Annotated in this window: 10 protein-coding genes; 6 read left to right on the top strand and 4 right to left on the bottom strand. The window is 52.9% G+C overall.

Features of this window, described 5'->3' with window-relative positions; genetic code table 11:
- Positions 1-31: 31 nt before the first annotated feature.
- Positions 32-934, bottom strand: a complete 903-nt coding sequence (locus AC1WNR_RS08970; protein ID WP_481644157.1) for a LysR substrate-binding domain-containing protein — start codon at positions 932-934, stop codon at positions 32-34.
- Positions 935-1,043: 109 nt separating this feature from the next.
- Between AC1WNR_RS08970 and AC1WNR_RS08975 the strand changes: the two genes are divergently transcribed.
- The 6 genes from AC1WNR_RS08975 (at position 1,044) to AC1WNR_RS09000 (ending at position 9,336) form a co-directional block, all read left to right on the top strand.
- Entirely contained in the window at positions 1,044-2,387 is a 1,344-nt protein-coding gene (locus AC1WNR_RS08975) for an aspartate aminotransferase family protein (protein WP_481644158.1), read from the top strand.
- Positions 2,388-3,254 (top strand): beta-keto acid cleavage family enzyme, encoded by an 867-nt coding sequence (locus AC1WNR_RS08980; RefSeq protein ID WP_481644159.1) that lies wholly within the window; start codon positions 2,388-2,390, stop codon positions 3,252-3,254. It abuts the gene before it with no gap.
- A gap of 44 nt (positions 3,255-3,298) precedes the next feature.
- Entirely contained in the window at positions 3,299-4,264 is a 966-nt protein-coding gene (locus AC1WNR_RS08985) for a TAXI family TRAP transporter solute-binding subunit (RefSeq protein WP_481644160.1), read from the top strand.
- Between the two features lie 89 nt (positions 4,265-4,353).
- Positions 4,354-6,936 (top strand): TRAP transporter permease, encoded by a 2,583-nt coding sequence (locus AC1WNR_RS08990; protein ID WP_481644161.1) that lies wholly within the window; start codon positions 4,354-4,356, stop codon positions 6,934-6,936.
- 10 nt (positions 6,937-6,946) lie between these two features.
- The gene (locus AC1WNR_RS08995; RefSeq protein WP_481644162.1) at positions 6,947-7,378 is read left to right on the top strand and encodes a universal stress protein; all 432 of its coding nucleotides are present in this window, start codon (positions 6,947-6,949) and stop codon (positions 7,376-7,378) included.
- Between the two features lie 23 nt (positions 7,379-7,401).
- On the top strand, positions 7,402-9,336 hold the full coding sequence (locus tag AC1WNR_RS09000) for an acetoacetate--CoA ligase (protein WP_481644163.1): 1,935 nt from the start codon (positions 7,402-7,404) through the stop codon (positions 9,334-9,336).
- A gap of 95 nt (positions 9,337-9,431) precedes the next feature.
- Here the strand turns inward: AC1WNR_RS09000 and AC1WNR_RS09005 are convergent, their stop codons facing one another.
- The 3 genes from AC1WNR_RS09005 to nrdB form a co-directional block, all read right to left on the bottom strand.
- Positions 9,432-10,355 (bottom strand): patatin-like phospholipase family protein, encoded by a 924-nt coding sequence (locus AC1WNR_RS09005; protein ID WP_481644164.1) that lies wholly within the window; start codon positions 10,353-10,355, stop codon positions 9,432-9,434.
- 368 nt (positions 10,356-10,723) lie between these two features.
- Entirely contained in the window at positions 10,724-10,987 is a 264-nt protein-coding gene (gene yfaE / locus AC1WNR_RS09010) for a class I ribonucleotide reductase maintenance protein YfaE (protein WP_481644165.1), read from the bottom strand.
- A 10-nt stretch (positions 10,988-10,997) separates the two neighbouring features.
- A complete protein-coding gene (gene nrdB, locus AC1WNR_RS09015; RefSeq protein ID WP_481644166.1) occupies positions 10,998-12,128 on the bottom strand; it encodes a class Ia ribonucleoside-diphosphate reductase subunit beta in 1,131 nt (376 codons plus the stop codon).
- Between the last annotated feature and the right edge of the window lie 16 nt (positions 12,129-12,144).

The raw sequence follows: 12,144 nt of genomic DNA on the forward strand, positions 1-12,144 counted from the left end.
TATACTCCCGAGGCGGCCCGATAAGGAAGCTCTATTTTGCGGATTGCAGCGCGAGTTCAGTTTTCAACCAATCTAAAAACTTCAGTATGGTGGAGTTGTGCGCTTGATAGGTAGGCGTCAAAAAGTAGAAGCCATATCCACTGGGGTAGTGAATATCGAGCGGCGATACTAGCTCTCCACTCGCCAAGGCATCATTCGCCATAAAGTCCGGTATCAACGCGATTCCCTGCTTCAATTTCGCGGCCTCTAGAGACATGTAAAAGTGTTCGAACCCATGCCTGTAATAGGGTTCGGACAGATTAGTAATACCGAGATTCTTCAAGAAACTGATCCATAGCTGAGGCCGTGTGATGTGCGCCAGCAAAGGGGGTTTCAACAGATCTTCGGGCTCTACAATCGGATTCTTCTCGAGCAGGCTGGCATGAATCACCGGCACTAATGTCTCGGAGGCGAGAAGCTCAGCATTATGCATAGAGAGCGAAAGTGGCAGGCAGCGAATCGCCATGTCGGCGCTATTCGCTTCGAATTTGTAGGGGCCATCGCCCACTACTTGGGTGAGGTTCAACTCGGGAAGGTAAGCCTGTAACTGCTCGAGTCGTGGTATCAGCCAGAGCATGCTGAACGAAGGGATAACGTCGAGTCGGAAATCTGTTTTATCACCTTTTGACTGCTGCACGCGCGTAGTTGCTTTGCGGATGGTCTCCAGTGATTCGCTGATAGCGGAGAGATACTCCCGCCCCTCATTCGTGAGTTTTAGCCCCGCCGCACTGCGCTCAAATAGCGCGCGTTCAAGATACTCCTCTAGCAATTTGATCTGTTTGCTCACCGCACCTTGAGTGACGTAGAGCTCTTCAGCTGCTTTAGAGAAACTGAGGCGGCGTGCTGCAACTTCAAAAGTTTGCAGCGCTTTAAGTGGCGGGAGTGCACTTGCCATATAGAGAGACTCACTCAGGGTATGAATTTAAGTAATACCCTGCGAGATTATATCGTTTGGCTCATCGAGGGAAGCCACGTTTAATGGCATGCTCAAATTGGGAGCGCTTATGAGCCACGTTCTGCACAGACACTGTCACACCCCTCTAGCTACGGTCGCTCGCGGCGACGGTGTCTATCTCTTTGATACCAACGGTAAGCAGTATTTGGATGCCAGCGGTGGTGCTGCGGTCTCTTGTCTGGGTCATAGCCACGCGGGCGTGCGTGCAGCGCTGCACAAACAGATTGATCAGGTTGCCTACGCCCACACCTCGTTTTTCACCTCAGAGCCTGCCGAGCACTTGGCTGATCGACTGATCGCTCGCGCGCCAGGCCAGCTCAACCATGTCTACTTTGTTAGCGGTGGCTCAGAGGCGATGGAGTCGGCGCTGAAGATTGCTCGCCAGTACTTTGTTGAGCGCGGCGAACCCCAGCGTAAACACTTCATTGCACGTCGCCAGAGCTACCACGGCAATACTCTGGGCGCACTGGCGGTTGGCGGCAATGCATGGCGCCGGGCGCCCTTCGCGCCCTTGCTGATCGACGTAGAGCATATCTCGCCCTGCTACGCCTATCGAGATATGCGCGCCAATGAGAGCGAGTTTGAATATGGCCAGCGTGTCGCCGATGAACTAGAGCGACAGATTCTAGAGCTGGGCTCAGATAGCGTCATGGCATTCGTCGCTGAACCGGTCGTCGGTGCTACAGCTGGGGCAGTGCCTGCCGTTGAGGGCTACTTCCAGCGCGTACGCCAGATCTGCGACAGATACGGTGTGCTACTGATCTTGGACGAAGTGATGTGTGGCTCTGGCCGCACCGGCACCTTCTACGCGCATGAACAGGACGATGTCACCGCAGATATCGTTGCAATCGCTAAGGGCTTGGGTGCTGGTTACCAGCCGATCGGCGCCATGCTTCTGACCTCCGAGATTCATGACACGATAGCCGGTGGCAGTGGCTTCTTCCAACATGGCCACACCTACTTGGCGCACACCACAGCAATGGCCGGCTCAATTGCGGTAATGGACGCGCTTGAGCACGAAGGCGTGCTCAAGCGGGTAACCCCCACGGGCGGCAAGCTGCTAGAGATGCTTAAACAGCGCTTTGCTGAGTGCCCTTATGTTGGAGATATCCGTGGTCGCGGCCTGTTTTTAGGGGTAGAGCTTGTCTCGGATAGAGAGACTAAGGTACCTTTTGGCCCGGCCAGTAAACTGGACTCTAACATCAAGCGTAAAGCGATGGAGTTGGGTCTGATGTGCTATCCCTCGGCTGGAACCATTGACGGAAAACTTGGCCACCACATTCTACTGGCACCGCCTTACATTATTGATGAGCCTCAACTGGACGAGCTCGTAACTAAGCTTGGAGAAGCTATCGACAAGCAGTGTGCTATTGCTGCTGGAGAGTGTAGTTAAGTGGCTCCATCCTCTACTCGCCCGTTTGTAATTGTCGCGCCCAACGGTGCGCGCCGCACCAAAGATGATCATCCGGCTCTGCCGATGACGCCGGCTGAGCTGGCTGAGGTCGCACTGGCCTGTGCCGATGCGGGCGCTGCAATGATTCATATGCACGCGCGCAAAGCGGACGGTAGCCACTCACTTGAGATCGATGACAACCGTGCCACCTACGCCGCGGTAAAAGCTGCTGTTGCTGACCGGATGCTGGTGCAGGTTACAACCGAGGCTATAGGCATCTATCGCCCCGAAGCCCAGATGCAGTTGATCCGTGAGCTCCAACCCGAAGCGGCCTCTTTTGGCTTACGCGAGCTCATCCCGTCTGAAGAGCATGAACAGCGCGCTAGTGAGTTCTTCACCTGGGTCAGTAATACCGGAATTATTGCGCAATATATTCTCTACTCTGCGCAAGACCTGCTTTACTACCTTGACCTGCGCGAGCGCGGCCTGCTGCCTGCGCAGAACCACCACCTGCTGTTCGTTTTGGGTCGCTACTCACCCGGCATGCACTCGACACCCGAAGATTTAACACCCTTTGTTCCGCACCTCTGGAAGCTAAAGCCCGTTCGCTGGGCTGTGTGCGCTTTTGGAGAGCGTGAGCATGACTGTCTAGTCGAAGCCGTACGTCTGGGCGGTGATGCGCGGGTAGGCTTTGAGAACAATCTCTTCGCCGGTGATGGCCGTCTTGCACAAGACAATGCCACTCAGGTGAAACAGCTCTACCGCAGTATTCAGATGGAAAAGATTCAGCCGCTCTCTACCAAGGAGGTGCGAGAGCAGCTACTAGCAACTGGTGAGACATCCGACATTAGTGCGGTTCTCAACTAGACTAACGTGGATAGTATCCACATATTAACAACGAGGAAAAAAACATGACAAAAATGAAATCGGTGTTAGTTGGTGCAGGCCTTGCTGCAGTACTCAGCACTGCGCCAGCTCAGGCACAGCAGTTTATTACCATCGGTACCGGTGGTGTTACTGGCGTCTACTACCCAACGGGTGGTGCGATCTGTCGTCTGGTAAACAAAGATCGTAAAGATCATGGTATTCGTTGTTCGGTAGAGTCTACCGGCGGTTCGGTTTACAACATCAATGCCATTCGCGCAGGCGAGCTGGATATGGGTGTTGCCCAGTCTGACTGGCAGTTCCACGCTTACAACGGCACTAGCAAGTTTGAGGAAGCGGGTAAATTTGAAGATCTGCGCGCGGTATTCTCGGTTCACCCTGAGCCATTCACCGTTGTTGCTCGCGCTGATGCCGGCATCAAAACCTTTGACGACCTCAAAGGCAAGCGTGTCAACGTGGGTAACCCAGGTTCAGGCCAGCGCGGCACTATGGAAGTCCTGATGGCAGCCAAAGGTCTGACTATGGATGACTTTGCTCTGGCTTCAGAACTTAAGTCAGCTGAGCAGTCTAAAGCGCTATGTGATAACAAGATCGATGCGATGGTCTTCACTGTTGGTCACCCAAGCGGCTCTATCCAGGAAGCGACAACCTCATGTGACAGCGTCCTCGTTGATGTTTCTGGTCCAGCTGTAAAAATGCTGATTGATGAGAACGACTACTACCGCTCAGCAACCATTCCAGGCGGCATGTACAACGGCAACGCGGAAGATGTAATGACCTTCGGTGTGGGCGCAACCTTTGTTAGCTCAACTGCAGTGCCAGAAGAGGTTGTTTACCAAGTCGTTAAAGCGGTCTTCGAAAACTTCGACGACTTCAAAAAGCTGCACCCAGCATTCGCTAACCTGAAGAAAGAGGAGATGATCAAAGATGGTCTTTCTGCGCCTCTGCACGCAGGTGCTGCGAAGTACTACAAAGAAGCAGGCCTGATGTAATACTGCATCATCGCTGATTTACACGCGTCACCTAGCAGGGCCTGATAATCTCAGTGCCCTGCTCTGTTTTACCCCCTGAGGATAAGAGTATGAGCCAAACCAACAGTGCAGCCACCGACAATCAGGTTGTTGATGATCTTCTTAAATCTGAAACCGGTGCGCGTTCACTCTTGGGCTTTCAGCACAAACTGGTCATTACGCTGCTGATCGCTTGGTCAGCTTTTCAGCTCTGGTACGCCTCCCCCCTGCCGTTCATCTTCAACTTCGGCACGTTGAATGAGGATCAAGCGAAGTTTATCCACCTCTCTTTCGCTATTTTCCTGACATTCTCCCTATTTCCTGCGGGCCGTCATTCGGACCGCACACGCATCAGCACGCTAGACCTGCTGCTTGCGATTGGCGGCGCAGCCGCCTGTATGTACCTCTTTATCTTGCGCAATGATATTGCCGATCGGCTTGGCGCGCCGACCACCACCGATGTCGTTGTTGCCGTAGTGGGCATGGTCGCGCTTCTAGAAGCCGCACGTCGCGCGTTGGGGCCACCACTAGTTGTCGTTGCCGTTGTATTTCTGATCTACACCTTCGGTGGGCAGTACATGCCCGACGTCATTGCGCACAAGGGCGCCAGCCTCAACAAAGTTGCGTCACATCAATGGCTAACTACCGAAGGGGTATTTGGCGTCGCGTTGGGCGTATCCACCGCCTTCGTCTTTCTTTTTGTCCTACTCGGGTCACTGCTTGATAAGGCCGGCGCGGGTAACTACCTCATCAAGGTGTCATTTTCCCTTTTGGGACATATGCGCGGCGGTCCTGCTAAAGCGGCCGTTGTCGCTTCGGGGCTCAGCGGGATTATCTCGGGCTCGTCCATCGCCAACGTTGTCACCACTGGTACGTTTACTATTCCGCTGATGAAGCGTGTGGGCTTTCCATCAACCAAAGCGGGCGCGATCGAGGTAGCTGCATCGACCAATGGCCAGCTAACACCACCGATTATGGGCGCCGCAGCTTTCTTGATGGTTGAGTATGTGGGCATTCCCTACATTGAGGTCATTAAACACGCAATTTTGCCGTCGCTGATCTCATACATTGCGCTGGTCTACATTGTTCACCTCGAAGCGCTGAAACTTAACATGCAGGGCATTGAGCGCTTACACAAGCCAACTCTGGCGCAGCGCATGCTCTCTTGGTTTAGCAGCACTCTCATCCTCATGGTACTTGGGACTGTGGTCTATTACGGCTCTAACCTGCTTGAAGCTTGGTTGGGCAGCCCGGGTTACCTCGTTATGCTGGCCGCGTTAGTTGCAGCCTATCTCTGGCTTATCAAAGTCTCAGCCGCTTACCCGGATCTGGCCGAGGACGACGATAGTATTGAGCTTGATCATCTACCCGAGGTGAAACCCACAGTAAATTCAGGACTCTATTTCGCACTGCCGATCGTTGTGCTGCTTTGGGCACTCGCGGTCAAACAGTACTCTCCGCAGCAGTCCGCTTTCTACGCTCTGGTATCGCTGATCGCTGTGGTACTGACGCACAAGCCGTTAAAGGCTTGGTTCCGCGGCGAGTCAGACTGGGGCTCGCTCTTTGGTGTCTGCTGGAGCGACTTCATCGAAGGGTTGATCGCCGGCGCACGTAATATGGTGGGCATCGGTATCGCCACTGCTGCAGCGGGTATTGTGGTTGGTACCGTGACGCTAACCGGGCTTGGCCAGATGATGACTGAGTTTGTCGAGTTCATCTCTGGCGGTAATCTGCTACTGATTCTAATTTTCACGGCCATTATCTGCATCATCCTAGGGATGGGGCTGCCGACAACAGCAAACTACATTGTTGTCTCGACGTTGATGGCACCGGTCATCGTTAACCTCGGAGCCGAGAATGGGCTGATTGTACCGCTGATTGCCGTGCATCTATTTGTCTTCTACTTTGGCATTCTGGCGGACGACACGCCGCCGGTGGGGTTAGCGGCTTTTGCAGCTGCAGCGATTGGCCGCTCTGATCCAATCAAAACCGGTATTCAAGGTTTCACCTACGATATCCGCACGGCCGTGCTGCCGTTCATGTTTATCTTTAATACCCAGTTGTTGCTGATCGGTATCAACTCGGTGTTCGATCTGCTGTTAACCGTGGTCAGTGCGATTGTAGCCATTCTAGTCTTCTCGGCGGCCACCCAAGGGTACTGGCTGGTTAAGAGTCGCCTGTGGGAGTCTCTGGCGCTGGTGCTGATTGCTTTTACGCTGTTCAGACCCGGTTTCTGGTGGGACGAAATCTATCCTCCCACTCAATCGCTGCCGGCAAGTCAGCTAGAGGCCGAAGTTGAAAAACTGGGGGCTGGCGAGTTTATCCAACTCACCATCAACGGTATCGCCATCGAGGGTGATGAGGTCAATAAGACCGTGGCGCTGCAGCTTGATGATACGAGTGGCGATGCAACCGCGCGCCTGCAGTCGATGGGCCTAATGATCAACGCCATCGGTGATGAGCGTATAGTGCAGATGGTGAACTTCGGTAGTGCCGCTGAAAAAGCGGGAGTCGACTTTGGCTTCGATATCACCGGCATAACGGTAGAGACCAAGCGCCCTGCAAAAGAGTGGATGTTTATCCCCGCGCTGCTGGCACTTATTGGCATCGCCCTACTTCAGCGTCGCAGACGCGCCCAGCTGGCGAGCATCTGAGGAGACTCCTATGTACAACAAAATTCTCGTACCCGTGGATCTCTCTGAAGAGGGATTCGCAGACCATGCGGTTGCAGAAGCAACGAAGGTCTGTGCGGCCGGCGGTACACTTGTTCTTCTAACTGTCGTAGCTGGCTATCAGATGCCGGTCGTGGGCAGTTTTTTTCCTGACGGCGCTTTTGATAAGGCATTTCATGCTATCGAGCGTCAGCTTAAGGATTTCGCGGATACCCATCTGAACGATGCTAACTTGACCCTGGAGTTGGTCGTTAAAGAGGGCGGTAGAGCGGAAACCATTCTGCAGCAAGCGCAGAGCCACCAAGCGGACCTAATTGTTATGGCCAGCCATAAACAAACAGGTGTTAAGTCAGGTATATTGGGATCGGTGGCGAATAAGGTGGTTAACCTGTCACCGATCCCAGTCATGGTGGTCAAATCCTAACGCCCTGAATAGTTGGAAGAACGATGTCTAAACTCTTGTGGCAACCCTCGCAGGAGCGCTGCGCGTCAACGCGCTTGAGCGCCTTCACTCAATATGTGAGTGCAGAACATCAGCAAAATTTTACAAACTACGCAGAACTCTGGCAGTGGAGCGTCGACGGTTCAGGAGACTTCTGGCAAGCGATCTGCGAATTCTGTGATATCGAGTTCAGCGCGCCCGCACAACATGCTCTTCATAGCGGTGTGGGTATTCGCGATGCGAAGTGGTTTGAGGGTGCTCGGCTAAACTTTGCGCGCCACCTCTTAAAACGCCGAGATAATGCCGAAGCGCTTGTGTTCCGGGGTGAGAACGGAGCGCGCCGCGCTCTCAGTTACGCCCAGCTCTATATCGCGGTAGCGCAGCTGCAATCCTATCTTAAAGCACAGGGTGTAACCGCCGGTGATCGTGTTGCCGGCTATCTGCCCAACGCGCCCGAGGCGGTTATCGCGATGCTGGCGACTAGCGCACTGGGTGCTGTTTGGACCTCCTGTTCGCCCGATTTTGGCGTCAACGGTGTGGTCGACCGCTTTGGTCAGGTTGAACCCAAAGTTCTGATTACCGTGGATGGCTACCACTACTCGGGTAAGCGCATCGATAACTTGCCAAAACTTCCCGAAATTGTTGAACGAATTCCAAGCGTCCAAGCTTTGCTGGTCTACCCCTTCCTACAGGAGACGCCTGACCTATCGGCAATAGACAAAGCGATCAGTTGGAATGATGCGTTGGACAGAAGCGCGACTGAGGTTGAGTTTGTTGAACTCCCCTTCGATCACCCGCTCTATATTCTCTACTCTTCCGGCACCACAGGCGTTCCTAAGTGTATTGTGCACGGTGCAGGTGGCACGCTGCTGCAGCATGTTAAAGAGCTAGCGTTGCACACTGACCTAGGGCCAGATGGCCGGCTGATGTACTTCACCACCTGCGGTTGGATGATGTGGAACTGGATGGTTTCTGGGTTAGCAGTGGGCGCTTCTCTAGTGCTCTTCGACGGCTCACCCTTCCACCCGGGTGCGTCAGCACTGTGGAAGATTGTCGATGAGGAGGGTGTAACCGCCTTTGGCACTAGCGCTAAGTATCTGGCGGCTGTTCAATCAGCCCGCTATCTACCGAAAGCTAATGTAAATCTCGATCGCCTAAGATCAATTCTCTCTACCGGCTCTCCGCTCTCACCCGAGAGTTTCGAATTTGTCTATTCAAACGTCAAAGCTGATCTGCATCTGGCATCTATCTCGGGCGGAACCGATATTGTCTCCTGCTTTGCGCTTGGTGTACCCACACTGCCGGTCTACTCTGGTGAGTTGCAGGCGCGCGGCTTGGGTATGGCGGTCGATATCTTCGACGATGAGGGTCAGCCCTTGCGCGAAGAGAAAGGCGAACTCGTCTGCACGGCCCCTTTCCCTAGCCGCCCTATCGGCTTTTGGAATGACCCTGAGGGTAAGCGCTACCAGGCTGCCTATTTTGAGACCTTCGACAACATTTGGGCACACGGCGACTACGCTGAACTGACGGCACGCGGTGGACTGATTATTCACGGTCGCTCAGACGCGGTGCTAAATCCAGGTGGTGTGCGTATAGGCACGGCAGAGATCTATCGTCAGGTTGAGAAGATCAGCGAGGTGGTCGATAGCATCTGTGTTGGGCTGCCTAAAAACGGTGACGTGGTCGTGGCGCTCTATGTAGTACTGAGGCCTGAAGTTGAGCTCAGCGCTGAGCTTATCAGCCGTATCAAAAGCACAATCCGTGACAACACCACCCCGCGTCATGTGCCAGCCATTATCAAAGCGGTAGCGGATATCCCTCGGACAAAGAGCGGTAAGATTGTGGAACTCGCCGTGCGCAATGTACTGACCGGCCAGCCGGTGAAAAACATTGAGTCACTCGCGAATCCAGAAGCGCTAGAGCTGTTTAAGAATCTCTAGGAGGGATGTACGCGAAGCGTATTTCCCGACCCCTCGCTAATTTTCGCGAACATGCGCTGCGCGCAGATCGCTCGTACGAAAGCGTATTACCTGATTTATAGCCAATGCTCTTGCAGCCACTCTGTCATTTCGCCCAGATGATGTTGGCTGGCGATGCGATCCATTAGGTGAATCTGATTTGGATCGTCGAGCTCTATCGGCTCGTCTAATGCAACCTGTAGTCGCGCGTAACGCTCGCCCAGCAGCTGCTTACATTGGTAATCAGAAATCCCCGCCATACCATCCATCAACAGATCGATCAGATGGCCACCCCACTGTGTAAGGCCCCAATCGAGAGTCTCGCCCTCAATATAACTTTTCGCGGCTCCGGTACCGATGGAGAGCAGAACCACCTCACCAAGCTCAGCCCGCTCAGAGTGGTGATTATCCTGTGCAATCGCCTGCGCCAAAGCTACCAGACTCGGGTTATTCGCAAAAACGCCACCATCAATATAACCATCAGCCGATGGAAAATAAGTTGGTGCAGCACTGGTGTAGAGCGCTACCTTGGCAACATTTTGATCTCCGTCGGAGTCATCCCCGATGAAGTTATGAAAGATCTTCGGCTTCCAGCTGCGTTTGTCCGGATCTTCGGCCTGGTTATCCAGATCGAACGCCGGTATCGCAACTTTTTTCTCGAGCTCTGCTAAGCTCAGCTGCCCAAAGGTACGCTCAAGCTCCTTCTGCAGTGGCGCACTCGAGTAGTCCGCGCCCACTAGCCGACCTAGGTCTTTTAGATCGTCTAGCAGAGAGTCATCAAAGATCGATTCGCCGGCGTTTGCGTAGAGTTCACACACCTCTGACGGTGATTTACCACTCGCAAGCGCAAGCGCTAGTAAACCTCCGGTTGAGGTGCCGGCGATCAGATCGACCTGCTCTAGCCAACCGGGATGCTCTTGCTGCAGGCGTTCAATTAGGCGGGCTGTTATAAAACCTCGAATACCGCCACCATCGAGGCACAAAATCCGATATTTTTTCATACCAGTAAAAAAGCAGGATATGTGCCAGTTTTGACGATATGAGAGAGCACCATTGCAGTGCATAACCAAAAACTTATCCACAAAACAGGTTACCCACAGCATCTGTGGATAACTCTGTGAATTGTTTTTGGATTAGTAGCGCAAAGGCAGGAATTACAGGGGTTTCAGCGAATTGGTGCAAAAATCACCACGAAAATAAAACCCTTATTTTTCAATAGGTTGTGTATGTCAACGGGGATTTTTAAGAAAATTTACAAAATAGCCCTAATTGATGGCATAAATGTCATGCCCTGTGTAGAACTAAAAAAAGCAAGTCCGAAAACCTGCTTTTTTTATAATTTTTTGCGCTTTATTTTAGTTTCAACAACTTACTCAGGTAACTCAATTTCGATGTGGCCTTTAGGTCTGCAGCTGCAAGTGAGAATCTCATCGTCAGCCAGATCAACTAAGATATCCTGTACCTCCTCGACCTCACCATCTATTAGCCGCACTTTACAGACTCCGCAGTAGCCACCCCGGCAGTTATACTGTGCCGGTATCTCTTGCACCTCCAACGCATCAAGCAACGAAAACTCGTACTGATAGTAGAAGGTGTGGTGATGGTTTACCTTGATACGTGGGATACCGGACATCGACAGCCTCTTAGAGATCGAAGTCGTCGAAGTCTTCGGTATCTACATCCGCATCGATCTGGCCCACAAGGTAAGAGCTGATCTCAGACTCTTGAGGCGCCACCTGCACGTTATCACTGACCAGCCATGAGTTCATCCATGGCAGAGGGTTAGTACGTACCGGGAAGAGCTCTTCGAGGCCAATCGCCTTCATGCGAACGTTGGTGATGTACTCCACGTAATCGCCAAGAATGCGCGCATTCAGACCGATCATTGAGCCCTGACTGAAGAGGTAATCGGCCCATTCCTTCTCCTGCTCAGCTGCTTCGCGGAACAGATCAATTACTTGAGGTTTGCACTCCTCAGCGATCTGTTTGAAGTCAGCATCATCACGGCCTGAACTCATCAAGTTGATCATATGCTGGGTGCCGGTCAGATGTAGTGCCTCGTCACGCGCGATCAAACGAATGATCTTGGCATTACCCTCCATCAGCGCACGCTCAGCGAAGGCGAACGAACAAGCAAAGCTGACATAAAAACGGATGGCCTCGAGTACGTTCACCGAAACCAGCGTCAGGTAGAGCTTGGTTTTGAGGTTGTACTCAGAAGTGTCGTACGTTTTGCCATCAATGGTGTGGGTGCCAGCACCATGCACGGTGTGAATATTGACCAGCTCGATCAGCTCATCGTACAAACGGGTCACCGACTCGGCACGACGCACAATCTCAGGGTTGGTGACGATCTGATCGAACACTTCTGACGGCTCGGTTACGATGTTGCGGATGATATGCGTGTACGAACGACTGTGGATCGTCTCTGAGAACGCCCAGGTCTCAAACCAGGTCTCAAGTTCCGGCAGCGAAGTGATCGGCAGAAACGCGATGTTAGGTGAGCGCCCCTGCACAGAGTCCAGCAGTGTCTGGTACTTCAGATTTGACAAGAAGATGTGCTTCTCGTGCTCTGGAAGCGCCATAAAGTCCTTGCGGTCGGTGCTTAGGTCCACCTCTTCAGGGCGCCAAAAGAACGAGAGCTGTTTCTCGATCAATTTTTCGAAAATTGGGTATTTCTGACGGTCGTAACGGGCCACGTTTACGCTGCGCCCAAAAAACATCGGCTCGAGCGTAGCATCATGAGAACTAGCACTAAAAGTAGAGTAAGACATACGCTTAAAACCACTC

The sequence above is a fragment of the Marinobacterium marisflavi genome, assembly GCF_982447095.1.